This window comes from Mesorhizobium sp. W067 (assembly GCF_054719525.1).
This window is the reverse complement of sequence record NZ_JBTTII010000001.1, coordinates 4,241,137-4,268,054: the sequence shown is the minus strand read 5'-3', so window position 1 is coordinate 4,268,054 and position 26,918 is coordinate 4,241,137. Positions and strand designations below refer to the sequence as shown.

Sequence of the window (26,918 nt, the reverse complement as noted above, 5' to 3'; positions counted from 1 at the left end):
AAACCGCTTACACTTCTCCTGGAATTGCTTTGGGCCGCCCATGTCAGAAATGGGAGGCGCGGAAGCGCGCCAGGAAAGAGCGGAGGCGCTCATTGGTGGTCTCTTCGGCAAGGATCTCCTTCGGCGGGCCAACAGCGCTGACACCGCCATCGGCCATGAAGACAATGCGGCTCGAAGCGTCGCGGGCGAAGGCCATCTCGTGCGTGACCATCACCATGGTCATGCCGTCTTCGGCCAGGCTGCGCACAACGGCCAGCACCTCGCCGACCAATTCGGGATCGAGCGCGGAGGTGATCTCGTCGAGCAGCAGGATCTTCGGCTCCATGGCGACTGCCCGCGCTATGCCGACGCGCTGCTGCTGGCCCCCGGAGAGTTCCGCCGGCAGGCTGTCGGCCTTGTGGGCCAGGCCGACGCGGCTCAGCCAATGCTCGGCGATCTGGCGCGCCTCGGCCTTGCTCTTGCCGCGCACCTTGGTGAGGCCGAGCATGATGTTGCCGGCGGCGGTGAGGTGCGGAAACAGGTTGAAGCTCTGGAACACCATGCCGGTTTCGGCGCGCATATTGGCAAGGTCGCGCTCGCTGCGCCGCTGGCGCGCGCCGGCCTCACGAAAACCGACCTCCTTGCCGTCGATTCGGATCGAGCCTGAGTCGTAGCTTTCGAGAAAGTTGACGCAGCGCAGCAGGGTGGTCTTGCCGCTGCCGGAAGGGCCGATGACGGTGACCACCTCGCCCCTGTCCACCTTGAGGCTGACCGAGCGAAGCACCTCGACCGAACCAAAGGCTTTCGAGACCCCGGCAATGTCGAGAAGGGCAGCATTGTCGTTCGAGCTTGTGGCCATCGTGCTAGTCCCGGATGAAGGCAAAGCGCCGTTCCAGCCGCCGGCTGGCGTAGGAAAGCGCATAGTTGACGGCGAAATAGATCAAGGCGCCGAGGATGTAGAGCGGCATCGCCTCATAGGTGCGGCCGATGACCTGGTTGATCGCCTGCATCAGGTCGGTGATGCCGAGCAGCGAGACCAGGGCGCTGCCCTTGACCGCATCGGTGACGCCGTTGATCCAGGGCGGCAGGAAGCGCCGGAAGGCCTGCGGAAAGATGACGTAGGTGAGCCGCTGGCGAAAAGTCAGCCCAATGGCCATCGCCGCTTCTGACTGGCCCTTGGGAATAGAGCCGACGGCGCCCCGGAGATACTCAATGACCTGCGCCGTCTTGAACAAGGTCAGCGCCAGCACCGCCGCCGAGAAGGATTGCAGATGCAGGCCGATGGCCGGCAGGCCGTAATAGACGAAGAACATCAGCACCAGGATCGGGATGCCGCGGATGGTGTCGGAGAAGATGCGCACGGCCCAGCGCAGCGGCGCCGGGCCGTAGACCAGGCCGACGCCGAGCGCGACGCCGGCAATCAGCGACAGCACCACGACCAGCAGCGACACCCACAAAGTGATGGCGAAGCCCTGGGCGAGGAACGGTACGGCGTAGAGGATCTGGCTCAGCATGTCAGCGCGCAGCCCTGAACCGGCGTTCGACCAGCCGCAGCCCGAAGAGCAGGGTGTAACCGGTCACCAGGTACATCGCCGTCGTCACCAGATAGACCTCGACAATGCGGAAGGTGTTGAAGTTGATCCACTGGGCGCCGAAGGTGAGCTCGGGCACCGAGATGACCGATGCGATGGACGTGTCCTTGAACAGCGAGATGAAGGTGTTGGACAGCGCCGGCAGCGTGATGCGCAGCATGGTCGGCAGGCGCACATGAACCAGCCGCTGCCAGGGCGTCAGGCCGATGGCTTTGCCGGCATCGAGCTGGCCGCGCGGCACGGCTTCCAGGCCGGAGCGGAACACCTCGACCAGATAGGCGCCGCTATAGACCGACAGCGTCAGCACGAACGAGGTCGGCGCGTCGTAGGCGACGTCGATCACCGTCGGCAGGCCGTAGAAGACAAGATAGACGAGCAGGATCAGCGGCACGTTGCGGATGAATTCGACGTAAGCCGCAATGATGGCGCGCACCACGCGTCCGGCCGAGACATACCAGACCGCCAGCACCAGGCCGATGACGACGCCGATGGCAATCGAAATCACGGCAAGCTCGAGGCTGAGCAGAAGGCCGCCCCACAGCTTGTCGAAATGGCGCCAGATCAGGTTGAAGTTGAGCGTATAGCCCATGCGTCTCCCGCAATAACCAAGGGGATGCGAACTAGAAGGCGGAAGGGCTAACCCTTCCGCCAGCACTTGTCAGACAACCGGGAAACCGGGATGGCGGGCCGGCGGCTCTTGGCCGAAATAGTCCTTGAAGGCGGCGTCGTAGAGTGCGGTCTCATGGCCGAACATGGCGATGGTGAAGGTCTGGTTGACGAAGGTCAGCCAGTCCAGGTCGCCCTGCCTGACCGCCGCGCCGTAGAGCATCGAGTACCAGCTCTTGCCGGCATCGAAATATTTGTCGGGGTTGCGCGAGGCCAGCCAGCGCACGGTTGAAAGATCGACAGCGGCGGCATCGGCGCGTTTCGATTCCAGTGCCTGCAGCACATTGGCCTGGGTGTCGATCTGCAGCACCTGCGCCTCCGGCAGGGCGTAATGGACCGAGCTTTCGGCATCGACATTCTGCAGGATCGAGATGCGCGTCGCCGAACCACCGGCGAGCAGCTTGTCGAAGGTCTTGTTTTCCGCCGTCGGCAGCGTCAGCAGGGCGACGCCCTCGACATAGTATGGCCTGGAGAAGTGGATCAGCTGCGAGCGCTGCGCGGTCATGGTCATGAACTGGATGGTAATGTCGACCTTGTTGGTGGTGACATTGGGGATGCGCTGCGCCGGATCCTGCATGACGAACTCGACCTTGCTCGGATCGTCGAACAGACCCTTGGCCAGGATGCGGCCCATGGTGATGTCCATGCCGACCAGCTCGCCGGCATCGTTTTCGAAATGCCATGGCGCGTTGGTGCTGCCGGTGCCGACGATCAGCTTGCCGCGGTCAAGCGCGGTGCGCAGAACGCTGTCGGATGCGGCTTGTGCCGCCGCCTTTTCGGCGCTGACAGCGGTCATCACGCCCGCCGTTGCAAGCCCGGCCATGCCCAGTTTCAGAAAATCTCGCTTGGATGCGTCGTTCACTGCGACCTCCTGTTGTTTGAGTTCCCCTTACAGACACACGTGTCGCCGACCTGAATTGTCTCTTACAATAGACACATGTATCCTGTACAAGACAGATACTAACATCAGGAATCAGTTATGCAAGACAGCAATGGACTCACGGATCGGGCGGAGCTTGGTCCAGCCGAGAGCCCGACGCCCGACAAGACCTCCGGCTCGCGCGAGAAGGGCCTCAACCGGGTGCTGGAGATCCTGGACTTCCTGCATGTCACGCAGCGCGCCATCGGCATTGGCGATCTCGCCAAGGGGGTGAATGCGCCGCGCTCCACCACCTATACGCTGGTGCGTTCGCTGGTCGATGCGGGTCTCCTGGAGATGGAGGGCGACGGCAACCGGGTCTATTTCGGCAAGAAGCTCTACCTCTATGGGATGGACTATGTCAGGGGCAACGACCTGCTTAGGCGGGGCCGGCAGGAGGTCGACAATCTGTCGCGCGAGACCGGCGAGACCTCCGAATTGTGCATGCTGCAAAGCGGGCGCTATACCATCGTCCATTCCAGCCCCGGCACCAGGCCGTTCCGCATCAGCTCGGCCACCGGCCTGCAGATCCCGCTGCCATGGACGGCATCGGGGCGGCTGCTTCTGGCCGGATTGGAAAGGGCCGCCATCCAGGACATGGTCTCGGAAGACGACCTTTTGCTGCCCGACGGCCGCAGGCTGCAGTTCGACGACTTCATCGCCGATATCGCGACGGCCAGAACGACCGGCTATTGCATCACTTCGGGGCTGGTCGACGCCTACACCAAATGCCTGGCCGCCCCTGTCTTCGCGGCCGCCGGCAAGGTCGAGGCGACGATGTGCCTGGTGGTGCCGATCGACACTTCAGCGGAGAAGACCGACGAATTGCTGACGTTGCTGCGCCATCGCGCGGCGCGGCTGTCGATAGCGGGGTGAGCAGTTAGGCCCCGAGGCCGTCGGCTAAGCGATGATGTCCGGAATGATCTTGTCTTCCAGCGCCATCAGCCGGTCCTTGAGGAAAAGCTTCTTCTTTTTCATGCGCTGGATCTGCAAGGGGTCGCAGCCCATGGCGATCATCGCATTGATGGCCGCGTCGAAATCGGCATGCTCCTGCTTCAGGCGGGAAAATTCGAGGCGGACATCGGCCTTTTCCTGGTCGGACATTCTCTACCGTCTGCATGTCTGCGGCGCCCGGCAATGGGCATGATTGGGCGGGGGCGGCATCAATTGCCGCCGGCGCGCAGCCAATATCACATATCACATTGTCGTGGAATGCTACCACGCAGCATTCGACATCGCAGCCGGATGGTGGCAGACTGTCATGGTGCCGTCACAGATGCGACCTGCGGTGGACGTGCCTTTGACGGCTGCAATCGAGGAAACCATGAAAGGGAGAACCAATCATGTCTCTTGCATCCCATCTTGATGAGTTGCAGCGGAAACACGGTGATATCGAACGCGAGATCGACGATGCGATGAACCATCCATCGGTCGACGACCTCGAAATCGTGAATCTGAAGCGACGCAAGCTGGCACTCAAGGACGAGATTGAAAAACTGAAGGCGAAACCGACGAGACACTGACACCCTTCCAGGATTAGACGCGCCGCCTTGGCGCGTGACTATCGCTCCGGTGGCGACATGCCGCCGGAGGCCTGTTTTTGCTACTGGTTCCGATACTGTTGGCCGGCGAAACCCGTCTGTGGGATCGCCGCGCTACTGCGATTTGGCGGCTCTGCTTGTCTGTCGCCATTGACAAGCCATCTTTGCTCCTCCACCTCATGCCCGAACCTCAGCGCTATGCGCTGATAGCTGTTTGAGCGTGCGTCGACGTGGACGTATGTCGCTCGGGTGATCAAGAGGCTGCCGGCATGACCGGGTATTTTTCCTCCCCCTTTGCGCGCCGGACATCGGTCGGCGTCGATGTCGGCGGCGTGGTCGTCGGCGGCGGCGCGCCGGTCGTCGTGCAGTCGATGACCAACACCGACACGGCCGATATCGACCAGACCGTCGCGCAGGTTGCGGCTTTGCATCGCGCCGGCTCCGAGATCGTGCGCATCACCGTCGATCGTGACGAGAGCGCTGCCGCCGTGCCGCGCATCCGCGAACGGCTCGAGCGGCTCGGCATCAACGTGCCGCTGGTCGGCGACTTCCACTATATCGGCCACAAGCTGCTGGCCGACCATCCGGACTGCGCCGAGGCGCTGGCCAAATACCGCATCAATCCCGGCAATGTCGGCTTCAAGGACAAGAGGGACCGCCAGTTCGCGGCGATCGTCGAAATGGCGATCAGGCATGACAAGCCGGTGCGCATCGGCGTCAATTGGGGGTCGCTCGATCAGGAGTTGCTCACCCGGCTGATGGACGAGAACCAGCGCCAAGGCTTCCCGCTGACGGCGCAGGAAGTAACCCGCGAGGCGATCGTGCAGTCGGCGATCCTGTCGGCCGAAATGGCTGAAGAGATAGGCCTCGCCCGCGAAAAGATCATCCTGTCGGCCAAGGTCAGCGGCGTGCAGGATTTGATCGCCGTCTACACCGAGCTTGCCACGCGTTCCAACCATGCGCTGCATCTCGGCCTCACCGAAGCCGGCATGGGCTCCAAGGGCATCGTCGCCTCGTCAGCGGCCATGGGCATCCTCTTGCAGCAAGGCATTGGCGACACCATCCGCATCTCGCTGACGCCGGAGCCGAATGGCGATCGCACTCGCGAGGTGCAGGTCTCGCAGGAACTGCTGCAGACCATGGGCTTCCGTCAGTTCGTGCCGATCGTCGCCGCTTGCCCCGGCTGCGGCCGCACGACATCCACCGTGTTCCAGGAACTCGCCCAGAACATCCAGGCCGATTTGCGCAAGAACATGCCGGTCTGGCGGGAGAAATATCCCGGCGTCGAGAACCTCAAGGTCGCGGTGATGGGCTGCATCGTCAACGGCCCCGGCGAATCCAAGCACGCCGATATCGGCATCTCGCTGCCCGGCACCGGCGAGACGCCGACCGCGCCCGTCTTCGTCGATGGCAAGAAGTCGGCGACGCTGCGCGGTCCGTCGATCGCCGCCGATTTCGAAAAAATGGTTGCCGACTATATCGAGCAGCGGTTTGGCCAGCACGGCAAGGCTGCGGCCGAATAAGCCATGCGGGGGCTGCTCAAAGCCGGTGTGATCCTGCTCTGCGGGCTGGGTGCCGGACAGGCGCTCGCCGATCCACCGCAATCGCGCTCGGCGGCGAAACGATTGATCGGCCGTGTCTGTGACCTGATCGAGACGCATGCCGAGCGGAACGGCCTGCCGAAGGATTACTTCGCCCGGCTGATCTGGAAGGAAAGCCGCTTCGACCCCAATGCGGTGAGCCCGGTCGGTGCCGAAGGCATCGCCCAGTTCATGCCGGGCACCGCCAAGATGCGCGGGCTGGCCGATCCTTTCGACATCGACCAGGCGATCCCGGCTTCGGCGAAATATCTCGCCGAAATGAAGACCGGCTTCGGCAATCTCGGCCTGGCGGCGGCTGCCTACAATGCCGGCGAGAGCCGCGTTTCGCGCTGGCTGGATTCCGGCGGTTTCCTGCCGATGGAGACCGAGAGCTACGTCTTCGACATCATGGGCGAACCGGCCGACAAGTTTTCCGACAGCGCCTACGCCGGGACGGTCGAGCCGCTCGACGCGAAAACCAGCTTTCCCGTCGCCTGCCGCAAGCTGCCGGTGATCATGTCCAGAACCGTGGCGATGGCCTCGATCACTGTGAAGCCATGGGGCGTCCAGGTGGCCGGCAATTTCCGCAGGGGCGCGGCGATCAATCAGTGGCTGCGGGTCAGGAGCCGGTTTCCGGCGCTGCTTTCCGGTCGTGACCCGGTGGTCAGCCGGGTGCGCACGCCGATCGGCCGACGCGGCATCTACGCCGTCAGGATCGGCGTCGACGACCGTGCCGCCGCCAACGTCATCTGCCAGAAACTGCAAAGCGTCGGCGGCGCCTGTATCGTCTTGCGCAACCGATAGGCCGAGGGGGCGACATGACGGCCAAAATCGTCCTGCTTAATGGCGTCGGCAGCGCCGGCAAAAGCTCGATCGCCAGGGCGCTGCAAACAATCGCCACCGAGCCCTTCCTGCATGTCCAGATGGATGCTTTCATCGACATGCTGCCGCCGGCGCTGCAGGATCATGCCGACGGGTTTTCCTTTGAGACCGTGCTGGAAGACGGCAAGCCGTCGGTGGTGATCAGGAGCGGGCCGGTCGGCGCGCGAGCCATGCGCGGCATGCGCCATGCCATCGCCGCCATGGCCGGGCAAGGCAACAATCTCATTGTCGACGACGTGATCTTCAATGACGAGATAGCGGAGCACCGCATGCTGCTGTCGGGTTTCGACCTGCATCTGGTCGGCGTCATGGCGCCGCTGGAGGTGCTGGGAGCGCGCGAGGCCGCGCGCGCCGACAGGCTGCCTGGCCTGGCGCGCTGGCAATATGGACGCGTCCACAACGGCATAGACTACGACCTCGAAGTCGACACCAGCCGGCTGACGCCGCTTGAATGCGCCCGTCGCATCCAGGAAAGATTCCGACTATAGTGGCCGGTGTTCTTTTGTTGCAATCATGGCTCTTCCAATCGCCCAAAAGCGATAGTCACCCGTCATGTGCAGGGTCGTGGCGATTAAATATTAATGAGCCCTGCTGTAGCAAAAGAGGTCGATATCTCCGACGAGAGCTTTTTTGCGATCGTCAAAAAGGCGGGGCATAGGGGGCGGTGGCAAATTTCCTTAGACGCGTTGTAAGTGAACTTGAAACGCCGCGCGCCAAACGGCCGTTCGGTTCTGGCTGGCTGTCCGGCTCGATTGGCTTGCTTGCCGGGGTCACCGCCCTGCTGATGGTCATCGTGCTGCGCTACCCGTCGCTTACATCGATGCCGGATCTGGCCCCCATCCACCAGATGCTGTTCTTCAAGCCGGTGCTCTATTTCGTCCTCATCTCCGGCTATATCCTGGCGATCCTCAGCATGACGCTGCGCAGGCAAAAGACGCTCGGCGCGGCAGCGATGTTCACTGTGCTGCTGGCGTCGCTGGTCGGCATGCTTCCGGTGCGCCATCAACTGCACATCGACGGGGTGTTCTTCGGGCTCGATTTCTTCATCCTGAACGCCTTGTTCATGGGTGTGCTGTTCGTCCCGCTCGAACGTCTTTTCGCGCGCAACAAGGATCAGACCGTGTTCCGCGACGAATGGCGCGAGGACCTGTTCTACTATCTGGTCTCGTCGCTGCTGGTGCAGATTTTGACCTACCTGACCTTGGCGCCGTCCAACTTCGTCAATGCACAGGGCGCCCTTGGTTCGGTGCGCGCCTGGGTCCACGGCTTGCCGTGGCTGGTGCAACTGCTGGCGGTAATGTTCCTGACCGACTTTGCCCAGTATTGGGTGCATCGGGCCTTTCATCGCATTCCCTGGCTGTGGAAGTTCCATGCCGTGCACCATTCCGCCAAGTCGATGGACTGGATTGCCGGTGCGCGCATGCATTTCCTGGAAATCATCATGCTGCGCAGCCTGACGGCAACCCCGATGTTCGTGCTGGGGTTCGATGAATCGGCTATCCAGACGTATATTTTGATCGTCTACGTCTATTCGTCTTTCATCCATTCCAACATCGGGACCAGTTTCGGTCCAGTCGAAAAGATGCTGGTGTCGCCGCGTTACCACCACTGGCATCACGGCCTCGAGAAAGAAGCGATCGACGTAAATTTCGCCATCCATTTCCCGCTGCTCGACCGGCTGTTCGGTACCCACCATATGCCCGAAGGGCGCTGGCCGAACGGCTACGGCATTCACGGACATCCCGTTCCGAACGGATATTGGCAGCAATTCCTCTATCCCTTCCGGCGCGGCTAGACTGGAGTCCTTCCGAAGCGCGCGTGTCACCGCGCCTGGCGAGGTTAGCCCAATCCATGACAAGCGACAGAGCCCCGAGATGCGTGACGGCTACATAATCTGCGGCACGCCGAGAACCGGAAGCACCTTGCTGTGCGGCCTTCTGGCCTCGACGAAAACAGCCGGCGATCCGCACTCGTTCTGCCGGCGGCAGGACAAGGCGGAATGGGCAGAAGAGTGGAAATTGCCGCATCCCGATACGATGAGCGCGCATGACTTCGATGTCGCCTACCTCAAGGCGGCAATCAGCGCGGGAAAGGGCGGAACAGCCGTCTTCGGCTTGCGCCTGATGCGGGAGAACCTGGGTGAACTCTCGGCCATCCTCGACCGGATCTACCCAGACCTGCCATCGGACAAAGCACGCTTTGAAAAGGCCTTCGGGCGGGTCCTCTACATCCATCTTTCGCGCGAAAACAAGCTGGCGCAGGCGGTGTCGCTGATCAAGGCCGAGCAGACCGGGCTTTGGCACATCGCGCCCGACGGAACGGAGATCGAACGGGCCGCACCGCCGCAGGAACCCCGCTACGACTTCAAGCGGATCCAGCGCGAGCTTGCCGAACTCGAAGCCTTTGACGCGGCCTGGAACGTCTGGTTCGCTGAGCAGGGGATCGTCCCGCTGCGTATCGGCTATGAGCGCCTGTCAGCCGATCCGGCAGCGGCATTGGCATCCATCTGCGAGGCCTTGGGCGTTCCGGCGCCGAATGCCGCCGACGTAAAGCCGGGCGTCGCCAAGCTCTCGGACGAGATTAGTCTGGACTGGATGCGCCGCTATCGTCTGGACGCGGCGATTTGATCAAGCCCTCTTTACCGCCACCGTTTCGCTGAGCCATGTGCCGATCTTGCTGCCGAGACGGTCGGGCGACACCGGCTTGGGTAGATAGTCGTCCATGCCGGACTCGATACATTTGTCGCGGTCGCCCTTCAGTGCGTGCGCGGTGACGCCGATGATTGGTGTGTGATTGCCACTCGCTGCCTCCGCCGCCCGGATGGCGCGGGTCGCCTCGTAGCCGTTCATCTCCGGCATGGAGACGTCCATGAGGATCAGCTTCGGTCGCAGCGCCCGGTACATCTCGACGGCCGTGCGGCCATTGCTGGCGATGCGGTAGCTGAGGCCAAGCCCATTGAGGATCTGGCCGAACACCAGCTGGTTCACGTCATTGTCCTCGGCGATCAGAATATCGATCGGGCCGTTTGGCGTGGCGATCGATTCAGGCACTGTGGCCGCCGGAATTGCCGGGCCGCGAATGACGGTGAAGGCGGGTGGCGCCACAGGTGCCGCCTGCGGAACAACAGGCTCGCGAACGAACTGGGCCTTGCCGATCTGGGCCCGCGCTTTCTGGATTGCCGAGATGACGGTGCCGAGCAGGACGGCCGAGCGCGCCGGCTTGGTGAGATGCGCGGCGATGCCGAAATCGATGACCATCTTGCCGAAATCGACCTGGTCGACGGAGGTCAGCAGCACCACCGGGATAGCGGAGAGACGGCTGTCGGCGGAAATCGCCTTGGCGACATCGGCGCCGTTCATGCCGGGCATTTGGTAGTCGAGGATGATGCAGTCGACCGCAGCAGCGAGTTGGCTGGCCCGGTCTAGGAAGGCGAGGCCGACGGCGCCGCTTTCGGCGGCCGCGCAGTCGAAGCTCCAGCTTCTGAGCTGCTCCAGCAAGATCTCGCGGTTGACCGGGTTGTCGTCGATGACCAGCACGCGGGCGCCGGTGACGTCGACCGGCACGATCTCGTTGCGCGTGTCCTGCTGATGCGCCGGCAGCGGCACGGCGAACCAGAACACCGAGCCGCGGCCGATCTCGCTTTCGACGCCGATCTTGCCGCCCATCAGATCGATGAGGCGGGCGGCGATGGCAAGGCCGAGGCCGGTGCCTTCATGGCGGCGCGTCGACGAGCCGTCGACCTGCGCGAATTTCTCGAACACGTTCTCGAGCTTCTCGGCAGGAATGCCGATGCCTGTGTCCTCGACGCGGACCTTGAGCTGGACCATGCCGTCGACCACCTCGCCGCCGACATCGATCAGCACATGGCCCTTCTCGGTGAACTTCACCGCATTGCCGAGCAGATTGGTGACGATCTGACGGAACCGTCCGGCATCGCCGACGACATGGGCAGGCAGGCGCGGGTCGACGCGCACGATCAGCTCGAGGTTCTTTTCGGCGACGCGCGCCGACACCAGTGTGGCCACGTCCTCGACCGCTTCGGCAAGCCGGAAGGGTGCAGGATCGAGCGTCAGCTGACCGGCATTGATCTTGGAGAAATCGAGGATGTCGTTGATGATGGTGAGCAGCGCATTGCCGGACTTGACGATCACTTCGGTGAAGGTCTTCTGGCGTGCGTTAAGCTCGGTCTTGGCAAGCAGTTCGGCCATGCCCAGCACGCCATTCATCGGCGTGCGGATCTCATGGCTCATATTGGCCAGGAATTCCGATTTGGCGCGGTCGGCCGCTTCGGCCTTGAACAAGGATGCGGCGGATTCGGTGAAGGCGCGGCGGATTGCCTTTTCCATCGGCCGGAAGATCCAGAGGGCGACGATGGCAAGAACCGCGAACAGAAGGCCGCTTGCCCACAACAGCAGCCTGTCGCTGGAGGCGTCGGCCAGATGGCGTTCGCCATCCATGGCGGTACGCACACGCACCAGCATCGGCTGGACGAACAGGTCGTTCTGGTTGAGGATTTCGCGCGAACTCCATTCGTCGGTCTGTTGCGCCGCCGACATCAGGTTGAAGTTGCGCACGATGTCGCGCGACGACCAGAACAGGTCGCCGTTGACGGCGGCCGACGAGAGTTCGTCCAGCGTTTTGGCCGATAGGCTCGGCTTGATCGCGGCCAACTCCGCGGACAGTGTTTCGATCTCGCTGGTCAGGCGTTGCGAATGGCCGCGCGCGGCGGCGGCAAGGCCGTCACGGGTTTCGGTGCGCCAGGTCGTGCTGGCGGTTTCGGCAAAGCTGGAGGCGTTGCGCAGGTCGCGGGTGAAGACGACGAGATTGCTGCTCAGCGCGTCGATGTCGTGGCGGAAGGAATTGACGCGATTGAGCGCAAACATCACCGCGGTGGAAGCCAGCGCAAAGATGAGCAATCCCGAGATGTAGCGGATCCGGATCGAGCGGATGAAGAAAGAATATTCCGGCATGCGCAACCCCAACACATACGCATCATTTTAACGGTCGGGATTACGCTTGATTTACATTAAAATTCCGTTCGCGCCTGGCGGGCCGTCAAGATCCTGGCTGCACGTGCCCGGAGTTGGCGCCATAGAGGGTGGCATCGCATTCGCGCATCATGCGCAGTGCTTCTTCCTCGGTCAGGCCGAACTTGCGCATCATGCTCCGGATTTCGGGGCCTACAGCTATCTCCACCGGTCTTGCCGCCTGGCGGGTCTTCCTGGCCTTTTTCTTGGACATCAGTACGTTTCCCGTTTTGACCGACACATGTTTCGCATCAGCCCTGGCCCGGCCTCACCGTGCTGCGCCAGACCATGGGCGCATGGCAGATCAGGCGGCTGCCAGCCTCCTCCCGCGCGCCGGTCGCGAGCCGCACGGCGCGCCTGGCGATCTCCTCGATCGGCGGCGAGAACGTCGTCAGCCGGTAAGAGGCCCAGTCGGCCTGTTCAATGTCGTCAAAGCCGATGACGCAGAGATCGCGGGGTACGTTGATGCCGAACTCGTGGCGGGCCGCATCGAGAAAGCCGCACGCAATCAGGTCGGTCACGCAGAACGCCGCATCCGGCCGCTGCCGGCCGGAAAAGAGTCGCCTAGCGCCATCGGCTCCGGTGGCATAGCCGGTGCGGCCCTCGCGCCACACGGTCACCTCCAGCCCTTCCTTCTGCGCGGCGGTAAGGAAGGCGGTTTCGCGGGAGAGCAGGCTGGGCGTGCCGGCAGCCGAGGTCACCAAAGCGGGGCGGGTACAGCCGGCCCGGATGAAGGCATGCAGCGCTGCCTCTGCGGCTGCAGCGTTGTCGACACCGATATTGTGCGGGCCGTCGAAGCGGTCATCGCGATTGATCAGCACCAGCCGCTGGCCGTTCTCAAGACAGGTGCGGATCAGCAACTGCGGCGGCGAGCCGGACAGAACGATGCTCGCATCGGCGCGATAGTTCAGCGTGTTGCGCAGCGCCTGGTCGACATGGTGGCTGGGGCCGGAGGTGTTGAACACCATGGCCATTTTGCCGGCGTCCCGCAGATGTTGGGTCAGCGCCTTCTGCAGGCGGGCATGATAGGGCGTGTCGCCATCGGCAACGATGAGGCAGACAATGCCGGTCGAGGCCCGCATCAGGCCGCGAGCCAGATGGTTGACGTGATAGCCGAGTTGCTCGGCGGCCAGCATCACCCGCTCGCGGGTTTCCCCGGAAACGGAAGCGCCGGGCGTGAAGGTACGTGACACCGCCGAACGTGAAACCCCGGCGAGGTCGGCAACCTGCTGGGCGCTGGAAAAACCGGTGCGGATTCTCGGAACCGTCAAGCGAACGCTCTCGCTGCTGTTTTCGTGATTCTTTGCACGCCAGTGCAATGTAATGCAACTCTTCTGCCATTGCCACCCACCGCACTTGACAGGCATGGCCGAATGCAACAGCTTTGCACAGCCGTGCAATACAAGCCGGCTCAAGAGTGGCATCGGAGGAATACCCTGTCCATTTCGCCGAAGACGGCATTGAGGGCGCGATTGTCCGGACCGGCTGCATGAGCAGGGCGGCGGCGCATCCGAAGGCGGACCGGCTGTCCGAGGCCGAGATGGACAGGCGTGCCGAGGTCTGCCGGAAACTGCTTGTCACGGCCGGGCAACTGGCGATGGAAGGCTATGCCCGGCAGGGCGCCGTCCAGCCGGTGGCGATGAAAGGCCCGCAGGATTTTCTCACTGAAACCGACGGCAAGGTCGAGGAGCACATCCGCGCGACGCTGGCAGAGGCTTTTCCGCAGGACGGGTTTTTGGGCGAGGAAGGCGGTGGCATCGGCTCTGCCCGCATGTGGGTCGTCGACCCCATCGACGGCACCGCCAATTTCATGCGCGGTATTCCGCATTTCTGCATTTCGATAGCTTTCGTCGAGGACGGCCGCAGCGAGATCGGCGGCATTGCCAATCCGGCCATCGGCGAAACGTACTTTGCCCGTCGCGGGCACGGCGCGACGCGCAATGGCGCGCCGATCCATGTGTCGCCGACGCAAGCGTTCGACCGCGCCTTTGTCGAGTTCGGCTGGTCGCCCAGGATTCCCAATCGCGACTATCTGGACAAGGTGAGCCTTGTCTGGGCACTCGGCGCCAATGTGCGGCGCTCCGGCTCCGGAGCGCTTGGGCTGGCCTATGTGGCCGACGGCCGCTCGGATGCCTATGCCGAGCTGCACATCAATTCGTGGGACTGCCTGGCCGGATTGCTGCTGGTGGAGGAGGCCGGCGGCCGTGTGAACCGGTTCCTCGACGGCGACGGCATGGCGAAGGGCAATCCCGTGCTTGCGGCAGCACCCGGTGTCGCGGCGACATTGTCCCAGGTGATCGGAGTGCCGCTCGACGACGGGTAGATCGTTTCCAGTGAGAAGACAGGGAGGAATATCGATGAAGACATTTGACAGTAAGCAAGGCTTGCGCGCCGCCTGGCTTGGCCTTGGCGCGGCGCTGGCCATGTTCGGATTGGCGGGTGCCGCCCAGGCGGCCGACCGCAGCCTCACAATGTATTGCGCCGTCGACGAGGCCTGGTGCCGGGCGATGGCGACCACCTACCAGAAGGAGACGGGCGTCAGCGTCGACATGACCCGCATGAGCGCCGGCGAAATCTACGCCCGCCTCCGGGCCGAGAAGGACAATCCGCAAGCCGATATCTGGTGGGGCGGCACCGGCGACCCGCATCTGCAGGCGGCGGAAGAGGGCCTCACCCAGGAATACAAGTCGCCGCAACTGGCGAACTTGCGCGACTGGGCGCTGAAGCAGGCCGACAGGTCGAAGAACCGCACGGTCGGCATTTATCTCGGTGCGCTCGGTTACGGCTACAATGAGGAAGATCTGAAGCAGCGCGGGCTGACCGCGCCGGCGTGCTGGGCCGATCTGGTCAAGCCGGAATTCCAGGGCGAGATCGAGATGGCCGACCCGAATTCATCGGGCACGGCCTGGACCATGCTTGCCACCATCGTCCAGCTGATGGGCGAGGACAAGGCATTCGACTATCTCAAGCAGCTCAACAAGAACATCGCCGAATACACCAAGGCAGGGGCCGCGCCGGCGCTCGCCGTCGGCAAGGGCGAGACGCTGATCGGCATCTCCTTCCAGCACGACGTCATCAACGCGGCCAAGCAGAACCCGGCGGTGAAGGTGGTTTCGCCTTGCGAGGGCACCGGCTTCGAGATCGGCTCGATGAGCATCGTGACGGGCGCCAAGCATGTCGAAGAGGCGCAGAAATTCTACGACTGGGCGCTGAGCCCGGAAGCGCAGAAGCTCGCGGCGCCGAACGGCAGCTTCCAGATCCCGTCGAACACCGCCACGCCGGTGCCGCCCGAGGCGCCGGACCTCTCGAAGATCAAGCTGATCGACTACGACTTCGCCAAATACGGCTCGTCGGCCGAACGCAAGCGGCTGTTGAAGAAGTTCACCGATGAGGTCCGCAATGGCGGCTGAGCGCGTTCTTTCGCGCTCACTCTAGCATCTGATCGCCGGCTGCCCCTCGCGGCAGCCGGCGCACCATCCTTTGGCACAGAAAGACATTGAATGGCCGCGGCCGGTTCCATGGTCAGTTCCGCTCCTGGACGCAGCGCGCTCGCCTGGGTAATGGCCGCGTGGGCGAGCTTCGTGCTCTTGCCTTGGTACAAGGTCGAAGGCGGCTTCCTGTCGTTCGACTGGCTGGCACAGCCGGCGGATGCGACGCCGGCCATCATCCTGGCGCTCGGTGGCCGGCCCTGGCTGTTGCCGCTTGTCCTGCCGCTTCTGCTGGCGAGCTGGCTGGTGGCGCGCAACAACCCCAAGAGCCTTGCGGTTGCAGGCGCGGCGGGCCTGCTGTGGCTGGCCATCGAAGGCTTTTCCATCATCCATTCGGGCTGGGGATTTGGCTTGCTTACCCAGATCGCCGGCACGCCGGGACCGATACAGCCGGGGCTCGGCTGGGGTGCGGCGCTCTATGCCGTGGCGATGCTGATGTTCATCGCCGAGGCGCTCGCCGCGCGCGGCTGGTGCAAGGGCGACCGTTTCGTCGTCGGCTCGCTCTCAATCGTGATTGCTTCGCTGATCCTGTTCGTCGCCTATCCGCTGCTGTCGATCCTCACCTCGGCCATCAAGGACAATGACGGCAATGTCGTGCCGGCGCTGTTCTTCGAAAAGATCTTCAGCGCCAACATATGGAGCCTGCGCTGCCTCTATGGCGAGGGCTCCTGCGGCGTGGCGTGGAACACGGTGGCGATCGCAGTCCTCGTCGGCTTTTTCTGCACGGCGCTCGGCCTGGCGCTGGCGCTGATCGCGCTACGCACCAAGCTGCCGGCCAAATGGTTGCTGCGCGGCCTGTCCATCCTGCCGATCATCACGCCGCCCTTCGTCATCGGCCTGGCCCTGATCCTGCTGTTCGGCCGCGCCGGCATCGTCACCAACCTCATGTCGGTGCATCTCGGCATTCCGCGCAGCCGCTGGATCTATGGCATGGCCGGCATCACCATCGCGCAGGTGCTGGCCTTCACGCCGATCGCCTTCCTGGTTCTGGTCGGCGTGCTGCAAGGGGTCAGCCCGAGCATGGAGGAGGCGTCGCAGACCTTGCGCGCCAGCCGCTGGCGGACGTTTCGCACCGTCACCTGGCCGTTGATCCGGCCGGGCCTGGCCAGCGCCTTCCTGATCTCGTTCATCGAGAGCATGGCCGATTTCGCCAATCCGCTGGTGCTGGGAGGCAATTTCAACGTGCTGTCGACCGACATCTTCTTTGCAGTGGTCGGTGCGGCGCACGACCAGGGCCGCGCGGCGGTGCTGGCGATCGTGCTGTTGATGTTCACGCTGGCAGCCTTCGTCATCCAGCGCCGCTGGATCGGCAGCCGCAGCTACGTCACCGTCGCAGGCAAGGGCGATGGCGGCGTACCGGCGACGCTGCCCAAGGCCTTGCGGATCGGCTGCTACGCCGCCGTCGTTCCGTGGCTGGTTCTGACCATCGTGGTCTACGGCATCATCCTGGGCGGCGGTTTCGTGCAATCGATCGGGCGCGACAACACGCCGACGCTCGAGTATTTCCTCACCGCCTTTTCGATCGAGAAAGGCGTCAATGGCTGGTTTTTCAGCGGCTCGGCCTGGCCGTCGCTGCTGATGACCATCGGCCTGGCGCTGGTGGCGATGCCGTTCACTGCGGCGCTCGGCATCCTGACGGCCTATCTGCTCGACCGGCAGCGTTTCGCCGGGCGCACCATGTTCGAGTTCCTGGCCATGATGAGTTTCGCCATTCCCGGCACGGTGATCGGCGTCAGTTATATCCTTGCCTTCAACGTGCCGCCGGTGCAGTTGACCGGTACCGGGTTGATCATCGTCATCTCCTTCATCTTCCGTAATATGCCGGTGGCGATCCGTGCCGGGCTCGCCAATCTGGGCCAGATCGACAAGAGCCTGGACGAGGCATCGCTGACGCTTGGGGCGCGGTCTTTTGCTACCTTGCTGCGGGTGATCCTGCCGATCCTGAAGCCGGCGATCGTGACCGCGATGATCTACAGTTTCGTGCGCGCGGTGACGGCGGTCAGCGCCGTCATCTTCCTGGCGAGCGGCCGGTTCAATCTCGCCACGGTCTACATTGTCGGGCGCGCAGATGTCGGCGAATACGGCATCGCGATTGTCTATTCGGCGGTGATGATCGTTGTCATGATGGTCATCCTCATCGGCATCCAGCTGCTGGTCGGCGAACGCCGGCTCGGCCGGCGCCGGCCTGGGGCGGAAGCCGTGGTGGCAGCAATCTGATGGGGAGAAGCGGCGTGGATCAGACGGCGAAGAATGCTGTCCCGGTTGTCACGGACAGGCCGGCCGTGCGGTTCGAGGGCGTCACCAAGAAATACGGCGCGGTGATCGCCGTCGACAATGTCAGCTTCGACATCGCGCCGGCCAGCCTGGTGACGCTGCTCGGGCCCTCGGGTTGCGGCAAGACGACGACGCTCAGGCTGATCGCCGGGCTGGAACAGACCAGCACCGGGCGCATCCTGATCGACGACAAGGACGTCACCTTGCTGTCCGCCGCCGAGCGAGATGTCTCCATGGTGTTCCAGTCCTATGCGCTGTTCCCGCACATGAACGTGATGGAGAATGTCAGCTACGGCTTGCGGGCTATGGGGCTTGGCAAGGCGCAGGCAGCCGAGCGCGCCGCCGAAAAGCTGTCGCTTGTCGGCCTGTCCGGCTACGAGAAGCGCCAGCCGAGCGAATTGTCCGGCGGCCAGCAGCAGCGCGTCGCGGTGGCGCGAGCCATCGTACTGGAGCCGAAGGTGCTGCTGTTCGACGAGCCGCTGTCCAATCTCGACGCCAAGCTGCGCCGGCGCGTGCGCGACGAAATCCGGGGTCTCCAGCAAGATCTGGCGCTGACCATGGTCTATGTCACGCATGACCAGGAAGAGGCGCTCGCCGTCTCCGACCGCATCATCGTCATGAACGCCGCTCGCGTCGCCCAGGACGGCACGCCGCGCGACCTCTACAACGAGCCGACCAACCGCTTCATCGCCGACTTCATGGGCGACGCCAATCTGCTCGACGTCGAGGTGCTTTCCAGCAATGCGACCAGTGCAAGGGTCAAGGTCGGACCCTTGCTGCTCGACATGCCGGGTCGCGGTAACGCTCCGGGGCCGGCGATGCTCGCTGTGCGCCCGAATGCCGTGCGCATCTTGCCCGGCCAGCCAGCGGGCACCATGAAGGGCCGGGTGGTCAAGAGCTCGTATCTCGGCGACCACATGGAATACCGCATCGCGATCAGCGATCCGGCGGTCGAACTGTTCGCGACATCGCCTGATGTCACACCCGCCGTGGCGGAAGGGACGATGGTCGGGATCGATTTCGATCCGGCGAAGATCGTGCTGATCAAAGACGATTGAACGCGCCGGGAAAACCGTTGCACACTTTCCCGGCGTTGCTTGGTGACGTTACAACAGGCGGCGACCAGGGATTAGCGACCCAGTTTTGCCTTGGGTTTAGAATCGTTGTTTTTGCATGCTCGCCTATTTGCGAGCCTGAGGGTCACCAGGGCGCATCGACCGAACTCAAACGAGCTTTTCCAGCGTGATCGGAAGGCTTCGAATGCGTTTGCCGGTCGCGTGGAAGACGGCATTACCGATCGCAGGTGCGACCCCTACGACACCGATCTCGCCGACGCCTTTGCCGCCAAGAGCGGTTGCCTGCATGTCCGGAATTCCAACCGAAATCACCTGGATGTCGGGCACATCGGCGTTAACCGGGACGGCATAGTCGGCAAAATTCGCGTTGATGGTGCGCCCGTCTCGCTGGTCGACGTAACCTTCTTCCAGGAGAGCCTGCCCGAGACCCATGACCATACCGCCGATCCACTGGCTTTCCGCAAGCTTCGGATTGAAGATCCTGCCGCTATCGAATGCCGAGACCATGCGCTTGACGCGGATCGTGCCAAAATCCTCATCGATCCGAACTTCCACGAAATGCGCACACCAGCTATGGGCCGAGACGCCTCCTTCCACAGCGCCCTTCAACTGTGCAAAACTGCGGTCAGCTCCGTTCTTCATCTCCTCGGTGGCGCCGGGAGCAAAGGTGTTACCCTCGATTTCCAGTTTGTCTTTGCCCACTGCCTTCAAGAGTTCCGCGATGCCGATACCGCCGTTCGGCCGTCGGGTCGGTTGCACCGAGCCGTTTTCGAACGTGAGGTCAGTCGCCTTCGAGGCTGCCAGCGGCGACTTCGGATCGGATGCGGCAAGCGCCAGCAAGGCGTCCCGTGCATTCCTGGCCGCCTTGTCCACCGCTCCCGTCAGGTTGTTGGCCTGCTGGGAACCGCCTGCGAGCGCCGATCTGGGGAGGAGGGTATCGCCCAGCCGCACCGCGACTGTCTCAACAGGAACGCCCAATGCGTCAGCCGCTGTCTGGGCGAGAATGGTATAGGTCCCCGTTCCCATGTCGGTGCCCGCGCTGAGGACTTCGATCTGTCCACTGGCATGGAGTACGATCTTGGCTTCGCTCGCGGTACGGATCATGGGGTATGACCCGGCGGCCATTCCATAACCGATCAACTCGCGGCCTTCGCGCATCGAGCGAGGGGCCGGGTTCCGGTTCCACCAGCCGAAGGCTTCCGCGCCCACGGCATAGGCTTCGCGTAACTGTCGAGTGCTCCACTTCATCCCATTGCTGGGATCCGTCTCCGCCCAGTTGGCAAGGCGCAGCGTGACCGGATCCATGCTGAGCGCGTACGCCAGCTCGTCGATCGCGCTTTCCACAGCATAGGCACTGGGGTTTTCGCCGGGGCCCCGTTTCCAGCCGGGCTGGACCGTATTGACCGGGACGACGTTGAGACGTGAAGAAAAGTTCGGCGTCGCATACATGATCTTCGTCACATTGTTGCAAGCCTCGATATGGACTTCGTCAATCGCCGTCTCGTTCCAGCTCTCATGGACGATCGAGCTTATCTTTCCGTCCTTCGAGGCTCCGATTGAGAGTGTCTGCCGTGTCGCCGGTCGGCCGCCAAGGCCGGTAAAGGTCTGCGGCCGCGTGAGAGAAACCTTGATCGGCCTGCCCAGTTTCCGCGAGGCCGCGCAAGCCAGCCCCACATGCGGATGTGCCCCGATCTTGGACCCGAACCCACCGCCGACATAGGGCGAGATCACCCGCACATTCTCGATGTCGATGCCGAGCCATTCCGACACGACGCTCCGTGCCCCGCCAACCCACTGGCTGGGCTCCCAGACGGTGATTTTCCCGTTGTCCCAGGAAGCGATGCACGCATGCGGCTCCATCGGCACATTGTATTCGCGTGACGTCGTGTAAGTGACGTCTACCTTGACCTCGGCATTGGCCAACGCTGTCGCTGCATCGCCCCACGCGGCACCCATCTCATCGATGGGCTGCACTTTTGCCTTGGGATCGTTGATGTCGAGAATAGGGTCGCCGTCCTCATATTCGATCTTGAGAAGACTTGCCGCTTCCGTTGCCTGCTCAAAGGTTTCTGCGACCACGAGCGCGATATGCATGCCGTTGAAACGGACCACATCGTCTTGAATTGGGGTAAATTCCTCGGTCGCTCCGCCGCCCTTGCTGTAGACGGTCGGCTTGTTGAGCTTCAGGGAATTCTGCGCGGTGTAGACATCCAGGACACCCGGTAGAGCCTTGGCGGCCGACGTATCGATACTGACGATACGCCCTGCCGGCCGCGTCGATTGGACAGTTACGCCATAGGCCAGGTTCTCCAGCTTCTGCTCGATCGCATAGCGAGCCTGCCCGGTTACTTTCAACGGGCCTTCGGCGCGGGAAAGCCTGGCACCGAGAGCTGGCGCCTTGGCGGGGACGGTCTCAGCCGCAACGGCTTTTGACGAGAGATCGACAGCGGCGCCAGCGACAGCGGCTACGCCGGCGCCGAGCTTCAAGACGGTGCGGCGGTTGAGTTCGAACGCGTTACCATGTGTCATGCGATACCTCCTACCGTCATCAGGGCGCGGGCCACGACCTTCGGTGCCAGTTCAACCTTGAATGCGTTATGTCCGCTCGACTTCGCGCCGTCGCCGGCGGCTGACGAGGCGCTACGAATCGTCGCCTCGTCGAGCGTCTTTCCCTTGAGCAAATTTTCGACGGCGCGCAGGCGCCAGGGTTTGGTGGCGAGGCCGCCGACCGCGATGCGTACTTCGCGAATTGTCTTGCCATCGGCTTCCAATTCGATTCCGACAGCAGCGCTGGCCGCGGCGAACTCGTACGACGCGCGATCCCGGACCTTGAGATAATGCGAGCGTTCCAGGGCTGCCGAACGCGGGATCTCGATCCCGACGACCATCTCGCCGGCCGACAGCTCATGCTCAAGGTGCGGGGTATCGCCAGGGAGAAGGAAGAATTCGTCGGCGGGAATTTTGCGTTCGGAAGCTCCCCGGATGATGACCGTGGCGTCGAATGCCACCAGGGAAACCGCAAAATCTCCGGGGTAGATTGCTATGCACGCGTCACTCGTGCCGAGCACCGCGTGGTTGCGGTTGACGCCGCCAAGGGCAGCGCATCCGGAACCTGGATTGCGCTTGTTGCAGTTCGAATAAGCGTCCGGGTCCCGGAAGTAGGTGCAACGGGTTCGCTGCATCAAGTTTCCACCGATGGACGCCATGTTGCGCAGCTGTGCCGAGGCAGCGCGCCACAGGCTTTCGGAAAGCACCGGCGCAGCCTGCTTGATATCGGCGTGGTCGGCGACCTTGCTCATCTTGGCGAGCGCACCGATGCGAATGGCATCCGCCGATACCTCGATCGTGTCCAGGCCGGAAAGGCGCGTGATGTCGACCACCCGCGCAGGACGCTCGACATTCAGCTTCATGAGGTCAAGAAGCGTGGTCCCACCGGCGAGAAATCTTGTCTCTGGCTTGGCAGCCTCGGCAAGCGCCCTCGCGGCATCTTTGGCGCGGAGATACTCGAAAGGTCTCATAGTGCTGCCTCCTTCTTCAGGCGGCTGGCGGCATCGCGCACCGCGGCGACGATATGGGGGTAAGCGCCGCACCGGCAGATGTTGCCGCTCATGTATTCGCGGATGTCCTCGTCCGTATCGGCGTGGCCCTCACGAATGCATGCAACGGCCGACATGATCTGACCGGGGGTGCAATAGCCGCACTGGAATGCATCGTGCTCGATGAACGCGGTCTGGACTGCGTGCATCACGCCGTCGGCAGCCTGGAGGCCCTCGATCGTCGTGACCTGACGGCCTTCGACCTGGGCCGCCAGCGTCAGGCAGCTCAATACCCGCTCGCCGTCGACGTGGACGGTACAGGCGCCGCACTGCCCATGATCACAGCCTTTTTTCGTGCCGGGCAGGTTGGCATGCTCGCGTAGTGCATCCAGCAGAGTCACGCGTACATCAAGATTGAACTGGTGGCGCCGGCTGTTGATGTCCAAGGCTAGCTGTCGGGGCTCTGGCATGTCGTCTCCTCGAGTGGCGGGCGGGATATAGGACGCGAAGCTAATCGGACCGACGACGCCTGGCGGCATCAGTGGGAAAGGGAACGTCCATTCCGAAGTTCGGTCGTTGGCCGGTTGCCCAACGGTCAACCCTCAGGAGAGCACGGGCGCGACATTCGGATTAGCCCCCAGAATTCGCATGAGCCTATCGATGGCGCTCATAAATAGACCTGCGACGACGGCAGTGCTGGATGCGACGTTCAGCTGTCGAAGGCTAGTGAGCCGGATAGCTCCTCATGGGCATCGACCTGCTGCTGCAGCAGAGCGAGTTTCTGCCTGACCATTGCAAGAGCATCGGCACCGGCGATGAACCGACGGGGCAGCTCCGGCTTGTCGACCAGAGTGATCAACGCCTGCGCGAGTTTGGCGGGGTCGCCGATTTGCTGGCCGTTCGCGGCTTTCCAGCCCGTTATCTGCTGGGCGCGACGTTCGCTGTAATCGCTGACGAATGACGGAGCATATTGAGTGGATTCGTCCGTCAGCAGCTCCGTGCGGAAAAATCCGGGGTTCACGATCATCGTTTCAATGCCGAACGGCGCCACCTCGGCTTGCAGTGACTCGATCCAGCCATCAACGCCGAACTTTGCCGCGGCGTATGCAGAACAGAACTCAAAGCCGACCAGGCCGGCCGTCGATGAGATGGCAATGACCTTGCCAGAACCCTGCGCGCGCATGACCGGCAGGACTGCGCGGGTGACGTTCATGGCGCCGGTCAGGGTGGACGCGAGCTGAAGTTCGATATGGGCCGGAGTCAGGTCCTCGAAATAGCCGGCATAGAAGCCCGCGGCATTGTTGACGAGCACGTCGAGGCGACCAAAGCGGTCCAGGGTTGCCTTCACCGCGGCGTCGGCGTCGGCCGGCTTGGTCACGTCCAACGTGACGACCAAAAGATTGTCCGACTGCCCGATCGCCTTGGCGACCCGATCTGGGTTACGACCGGTCGCAACGACCTTATCGCCGATGGCCAGGACCGCTTTGGCAAAGTCGAGGCCCATGCCTCGCCCTGCGCCGGTGATCATCCATACTCTACTCATAGTCGTATCCTTCCTGGTCGGTATCTTTCAGTTTATGCCGCGTTGGCTTGGCACGTCCGTCTCAGCGTTTCGTTGTCTGCCAGGTGACATAGGGAATAGGACTCGATACGATTAGCCTCTATAATCTGCATGAAGTTAGAAATGGGATTGATAAATGAGGCGCGGAGATTTCAGCGAGCTGGCAGTCTTCATCGCCGTAGCAGAGGCGGGCAGCTTCACGCGCGCCGCAGCAAAGCTTGGTCTATCGCAGTCGGCGCTCAGCTACGCTGTCAGAACGCTGGAACAGCGCATGGGAGTCCGGCTGATCTCACGCACCACCCGCAGCCTGTCCGTGACGGTAGCTGGAGAGCGCTTGCTGCGAAGCCTGCGACCGGCCTTCGATCACATCGAAAGCGAGATCGCCGCCGTCGCCGCCCTGCGCGACAAGCCCACTGGCCTCATTCGCCTGACGACGTTCCGGTATGCTGCCAAAGTACTGTGGCCCGTCATCGCCAGACTCCTTCTGGAGTATCCGGATATCGAAGTGGAATTGAGCCTGGACGAAGGTCTGGTTGACATCGTTGCAAACAAATTCGACGCCGGTATCCGGATCGGCGAGCAGGTCCAGAAGGACATGGTGGCAGTAAGGATCGGCCCGGACCTGCGTATGGCGGTAGTTGGATCACCGTCGTATTTTGCAACCCGAACGGTTCCAAAGACACCGCGCGAACTTGGGGAACACAAAGGCATCAGCTACCGTCAGAAGACCGGCGGCGGGCTCTTTGCCTGGCAGTTCGAAAAACGCGGTGAGGAACTTGAAGTCAGGATGAATGGCCCACTCATTATCAATGACGGGGAAATGCTGGAGGCTGCGGCCCTCGACGGGCTCGGACTAGCATACACATTTGAAAGCCAGGTCGCTCCGTTCGTCGCAGACGGACGCCTGATCCGGGTGCTGGAAGACTGGTGCCAACCCTTCCCGGGCTATCACCTCTATTATCCCAGCCGACGCCAGCACACTGCAGCGTTCGCTCTTCTTGTGGAGGCACTCCGTCTCAAGGCGTGACGGAAGGGCGAAAACACGCCGCTCTAACTTGGCAAAGTGAGTTATCCCTCCCTCATCAGCACAAGTCGCTTCCGGCCCTTATGCGGTCATTCCCTGATGCAGGTTGAGATGGCCTCGTGCTGGCAATGGCCCATGACTTTAGGCAAAGCGACCCTTCTTGTAATGCGGCCCGCCATGATGAGGATGTCAGGCTCTTTGCTGCTGCCGCTCTATCTCTAAATGGATGCCTTCTCGCCCTCACGTGGCTGGATCAGGCTGCGCGCGGCGTCTGCTCCTGCCGCAAGGATGCGATCCGACAATTCCGTCCCCGCTGCCGCGCGGGCCAGCTGAAGCGTGCCTATGAGGGTCGCAAAAACGCCCAGGGCGGCGGCTTCCGGGTCCTTGGTCTGCGGAAGTACTGCAGACAACTGGCGCACCAGAACCAGCAAGCGTTCGGTATAGACTTGGCGCGTTTCGGGCGGCTGACGCGCGAGTTCCGGCAACAGGGCGGCCGACGCGCAGCCGGCTCCCGGATTGTCCCGGTGCTCAGCTGACAGATACGCCGCTATGCCCATCTCCGGACCACCGGCTGCCAATACCTCCTGCAGTTGCTGCGACTGGGCCTCCAGTGCCGCTACAAGGCTTTCACGCACAAGCTCCGCCTTGGACTGGAAATGCGGATAGAAGGCTCCGTTCGTCAGTCCGGCGTCGCCCATGATGGCTGCCAGTCCGGACGCGGCGATGCCGTCACCGCGAAAACGCTGGGCTGCGACCTCGACGATGCGATCGCGAGAGGCGTCCTTTCGGCCCTTTTCGTAGCGCATGGCGCTTTTCCTTTCTGCTATTGCATTATAGGTGTAATGTGATATTACGATCATAATTCAATCAACGGCAAAAAGCTAGCCCTCATGTCTGTGGAGTATCAAATGAGTACCCTTTCGGGAAGAACCGCAGTCGTGACCGGAGCCTCTTCGGGCATCGGCCGCGCCAGTGCCGAGGCCTTGGCGCGGGCGGGGTATACCGTCTTCGGGACAAGCCGCAGCAAGGCCGGCAACGGCCCGGCGCAGGTGTCCATGCTGACCTGCGACGTGACCGACGGGGAGTCGGTCAGCGCCCTCGTTGCAACCGTGCTGGCCCAGACCGGTCGTATCGATCTGCTGGTGAACAATGCCGGTGTCGGCCTGCTTGGCGGTGCCGAGGAATCTTCGGTCGCACAGGTGCAGGCTCTGTTCGACGTCAATCTGTTCGGCGTCATGCGCATGACCAATGCGGTGTTGCCGTCGATGCGGCGCCGCGGCCAAGGGCGCATCGTCAACATCGGCTCGATTCTGGGATTGGTGCCCGCGCCATACTCAGCGCACTACTCGGCGGTCAAGCACGCGCTGGAGGGCTATTCGGAATCGCTCGATCATGAGGTTCGCGCCTTCAACATTCGCGTCTCGGTCATCGAGCCGGCATTCGTGCGCACCGTCTTCGACCAGAACGGCATCGAGCCGGATTCCCTGTTGAAGGACTACGATCAGGCGCGCGCCGGTCTCAAGGCGCTGCTTGCCGATGTGATGCCCAAAGCCGATCGGCCGGAAGTGGTGGCGGATGTGGTCGTCAAGGCAGCGACCGACGCCCGTCCGCGACGGCGCTATACCGCAGGGAAGGCAGCGCGCCAGGTCAGCCTGCTGCGCCGCTTCGCCCCCGCGGAGATGTTCGACAAGACCTTGCGCAAGCAGTTCCGCTTGCCGGTCTGAACAACGGCGGGACGGAGAATTTCACGCACAGACAGCAGGCCAACAGACA

26 protein-coding genes are annotated in these 26,918 nt (G+C 62.8%); 13 read left to right on the top strand and 13 right to left on the bottom strand.

What is annotated here, in order from left to right; genetic code table 11:
• Positions 1-43 precede the first annotated feature (43 nt).
• The 4 genes from ACYG97_RS20810 to ACYG97_RS20795 all read right to left on the bottom strand — a co-directional run bounded on the left by ACYG97_RS20810 (position 44) and on the right by ACYG97_RS20795 (position 3,060).
• Positions 44-838 carry an amino acid ABC transporter ATP-binding protein gene (locus ACYG97_RS20810; protein ID WP_023673108.1) on the bottom strand — a complete coding sequence of 265 codons (795 nt, stop codon included), beginning with the start codon at positions 836-838 and terminating at the stop codon, positions 44-46.
• 4 nt (positions 839-842) lie between these two features.
• Positions 843-1,493 carry an amino acid ABC transporter permease gene (locus ACYG97_RS20805; protein ID WP_023684027.1) on the bottom strand — a complete coding sequence of 217 codons (651 nt, stop codon included), beginning with the start codon at positions 1,491-1,493 and terminating at the stop codon, positions 843-845.
• A 1-nt stretch (position 1,494) separates the two neighbouring features.
• Positions 1,495-2,160 carry an amino acid ABC transporter permease gene (locus ACYG97_RS20800; protein ID WP_023693641.1) on the bottom strand — a complete coding sequence of 222 codons (666 nt, stop codon included), beginning with the start codon at positions 2,158-2,160 and terminating at the stop codon, positions 1,495-1,497.
• Between the two features lie 69 nt (positions 2,161-2,229).
• Positions 2,230-3,060 (bottom strand): transporter substrate-binding domain-containing protein, encoded by an 831-nt coding sequence (locus ACYG97_RS20795; RefSeq protein WP_023673105.1) that lies wholly within the window; start codon positions 3,058-3,060, stop codon positions 2,230-2,232.
• 156 nt (positions 3,061-3,216) lie between these two features.
• Here ACYG97_RS20795 and ACYG97_RS20790 point away from each other — a divergent pair, with 156 nt between their 5' ends.
• Positions 3,217-4,032 (top strand): IclR family transcriptional regulator, encoded by an 816-nt coding sequence (locus tag ACYG97_RS20790; protein ID WP_023684025.1) that lies wholly within the window; start codon positions 3,217-3,219, stop codon positions 4,030-4,032.
• 24 nt (positions 4,033-4,056) lie between these two features.
• Here the strand turns inward: ACYG97_RS20790 and ACYG97_RS20785 are convergent, their stop codons facing one another.
• Positions 4,057-4,260 (bottom strand): YdcH family protein, encoded by a 204-nt coding sequence (locus ACYG97_RS20785; protein WP_023673103.1) that lies wholly within the window; start codon positions 4,258-4,260, stop codon positions 4,057-4,059.
• Between the two features lie 239 nt (positions 4,261-4,499).
• Here ACYG97_RS20785 and ACYG97_RS20780 point away from each other — a divergent pair, with 239 nt between their 5' ends.
• The 6 genes from ACYG97_RS20780 (at position 4,500) to ACYG97_RS20755 (ending at position 9,786) form a co-directional block, all read left to right on the top strand.
• The gene (locus ACYG97_RS20780) at positions 4,500-4,679 is read left to right on the top strand and encodes a YdcH family protein (RefSeq protein WP_023684024.1); all 180 of its coding nucleotides are present in this window, start codon (positions 4,500-4,502) and stop codon (positions 4,677-4,679) included.
• Between the two features lie 287 nt (positions 4,680-4,966).
• Complete coding sequence (ispG, locus tag ACYG97_RS20775) at positions 4,967-6,220, top strand: flavodoxin-dependent (E)-4-hydroxy-3-methylbut-2-enyl-diphosphate synthase (RefSeq protein ID WP_023684023.1); 1,254 nt, start codon at positions 4,967-4,969, stop codon at positions 6,218-6,220.
• 3 nt (positions 6,221-6,223) lie between these two features.
• Positions 6,224-7,081 carry a lytic transglycosylase domain-containing protein gene (locus ACYG97_RS20770; protein WP_023733033.1) on the top strand — a complete coding sequence of 286 codons (858 nt, stop codon included), beginning with the start codon at positions 6,224-6,226 and terminating at the stop codon, positions 7,079-7,081.
• Positions 7,082-7,095: 14 nt separating this feature from the next.
• A complete protein-coding gene (locus ACYG97_RS20765; protein WP_023684021.1) occupies positions 7,096-7,647 on the top strand; it encodes a chloramphenicol phosphotransferase CPT family protein in 552 nt (183 codons plus the stop codon).
• A gap of 176 nt (positions 7,648-7,823) precedes the next feature.
• The gene (locus ACYG97_RS20760) at positions 7,824-8,954 is read left to right on the top strand and encodes a sterol desaturase family protein (RefSeq protein WP_023733034.1); all 1,131 of its coding nucleotides are present in this window, start codon (positions 7,824-7,826) and stop codon (positions 8,952-8,954) included.
• Between the two features lie 79 nt (positions 8,955-9,033).
• Positions 9,034-9,786 (top strand): Stf0 family sulfotransferase, encoded by a 753-nt coding sequence (locus ACYG97_RS20755; protein ID WP_023733035.1) that lies wholly within the window; start codon positions 9,034-9,036, stop codon positions 9,784-9,786.
• Here ACYG97_RS20755 and ACYG97_RS20750 read toward each other — a convergent pair whose 3' ends face one another.
• The 3 genes from ACYG97_RS20750 to ACYG97_RS20740 form a co-directional block, all read right to left on the bottom strand.
• Complete coding sequence (locus tag ACYG97_RS20750) at positions 9,787-12,129, bottom strand: response regulator (protein ID WP_352498104.1); 2,343 nt, start codon at positions 12,127-12,129, stop codon at positions 9,787-9,789.
• A gap of 85 nt (positions 12,130-12,214) precedes the next feature.
• Positions 12,215-12,400 carry a hypothetical protein gene (locus ACYG97_RS20745; protein ID WP_023684018.1) on the bottom strand — a complete coding sequence of 62 codons (186 nt, stop codon included), beginning with the start codon at positions 12,398-12,400 and terminating at the stop codon, positions 12,215-12,217.
• Positions 12,401-12,437: 37 nt separating this feature from the next.
• Positions 12,438-13,457, bottom strand: a complete 1,020-nt coding sequence (locus ACYG97_RS20740) for a LacI family DNA-binding transcriptional regulator (protein WP_031195645.1) — start codon at positions 13,455-13,457, stop codon at positions 12,438-12,440.
• A 218-nt stretch (positions 13,458-13,675) separates the two neighbouring features.
• Between ACYG97_RS20740 and ACYG97_RS20735 the strand changes: the two genes are divergently transcribed.
• The 4 genes from ACYG97_RS20735 to ACYG97_RS20720 all read left to right on the top strand — a co-directional run bounded on the left by ACYG97_RS20735 (position 13,676) and on the right by ACYG97_RS20720 (position 19,006).
• On the top strand, positions 13,676-14,509 hold the full coding sequence (locus tag ACYG97_RS20735; RefSeq protein ID WP_050587494.1) for an inositol monophosphatase family protein: 834 nt from the start codon (positions 13,676-13,678) through the stop codon (positions 14,507-14,509).
• Between the two features lie 34 nt (positions 14,510-14,543).
• Positions 14,544-15,596 (top strand): ABC transporter substrate-binding protein, encoded by a 1,053-nt coding sequence (locus ACYG97_RS20730; RefSeq protein ID WP_084023702.1) that lies wholly within the window; start codon positions 14,544-14,546, stop codon positions 15,594-15,596.
• 90 nt (positions 15,597-15,686) lie between these two features.
• Complete coding sequence (locus ACYG97_RS20725; protein ID WP_023733036.1) at positions 15,687-17,891, top strand: ABC transporter permease; 2,205 nt, start codon at positions 15,687-15,689, stop codon at positions 17,889-17,891.
• A gap of 14 nt (positions 17,892-17,905) precedes the next feature.
• The gene (locus ACYG97_RS20720) at positions 17,906-19,006 is read left to right on the top strand and encodes an ABC transporter ATP-binding protein (protein WP_050590378.1); all 1,101 of its coding nucleotides are present in this window, start codon (positions 17,906-17,908) and stop codon (positions 19,004-19,006) included.
• 165 nt (positions 19,007-19,171) lie between these two features.
• On the opposite strand, the gene ACYG97_RS20715 is transcribed toward ACYG97_RS20720, so the two are convergent.
• The 4 genes from ACYG97_RS20715 to ACYG97_RS20700 all read right to left on the bottom strand — a co-directional run bounded on the left by ACYG97_RS20715 (position 19,172) and on the right by ACYG97_RS20700 (position 24,103).
• Positions 19,172-21,553, bottom strand: a complete 2,382-nt coding sequence (locus ACYG97_RS20715) for a xanthine dehydrogenase family protein molybdopterin-binding subunit (RefSeq protein WP_023733038.1) — start codon at positions 21,551-21,553, stop codon at positions 19,172-19,174.
• The gene (locus ACYG97_RS20710; protein WP_023733039.1) at positions 21,550-22,542 is read right to left on the bottom strand and encodes an FAD binding domain-containing protein; all 993 of its coding nucleotides are present in this window, start codon (positions 22,540-22,542) and stop codon (positions 21,550-21,552) included. The genes ACYG97_RS20715 and ACYG97_RS20710 overlap by 4 nt, the downstream gene beginning before the upstream one ends.
• Positions 22,539-23,030, bottom strand: a complete 492-nt coding sequence (locus ACYG97_RS20705) for a (2Fe-2S)-binding protein (RefSeq protein WP_023730815.1) — start codon at positions 23,028-23,030, stop codon at positions 22,539-22,541. The genes ACYG97_RS20710 and ACYG97_RS20705 overlap by 4 nt, the downstream gene beginning before the upstream one ends.
• A 239-nt stretch (positions 23,031-23,269) precedes the next feature.
• On the bottom strand, positions 23,270-24,103 hold the full coding sequence (locus ACYG97_RS20700) for an SDR family oxidoreductase (RefSeq protein WP_023733040.1): 834 nt from the start codon (positions 24,101-24,103) through the stop codon (positions 23,270-23,272).
• 154 nt (positions 24,104-24,257) lie between these two features.
• Here ACYG97_RS20700 and ACYG97_RS20695 point away from each other — a divergent pair, with 154 nt between their 5' ends.
• Positions 24,258-25,148 (top strand): LysR family transcriptional regulator, encoded by an 891-nt coding sequence (locus ACYG97_RS20695; protein ID WP_023733041.1) that lies wholly within the window; start codon positions 24,258-24,260, stop codon positions 25,146-25,148.
• 215 nt (positions 25,149-25,363) lie between these two features.
• Here the strand turns inward: ACYG97_RS20695 and ACYG97_RS20690 are convergent, their stop codons facing one another.
• A complete protein-coding gene (locus ACYG97_RS20690) occupies positions 25,364-25,951 on the bottom strand; it encodes a TetR/AcrR family transcriptional regulator (protein WP_023733042.1) in 588 nt (195 codons plus the stop codon).
• Positions 25,952-26,053: 102 nt separating this feature from the next.
• Here ACYG97_RS20690 and ACYG97_RS20685 point away from each other — a divergent pair, with 102 nt between their 5' ends.
• Positions 26,054-26,869, top strand: a complete 816-nt coding sequence (locus ACYG97_RS20685) for an oxidoreductase (protein ID WP_023690069.1) — start codon at positions 26,054-26,056, stop codon at positions 26,867-26,869.
• Positions 26,870-26,918 lie beyond the last annotated feature (49 nt).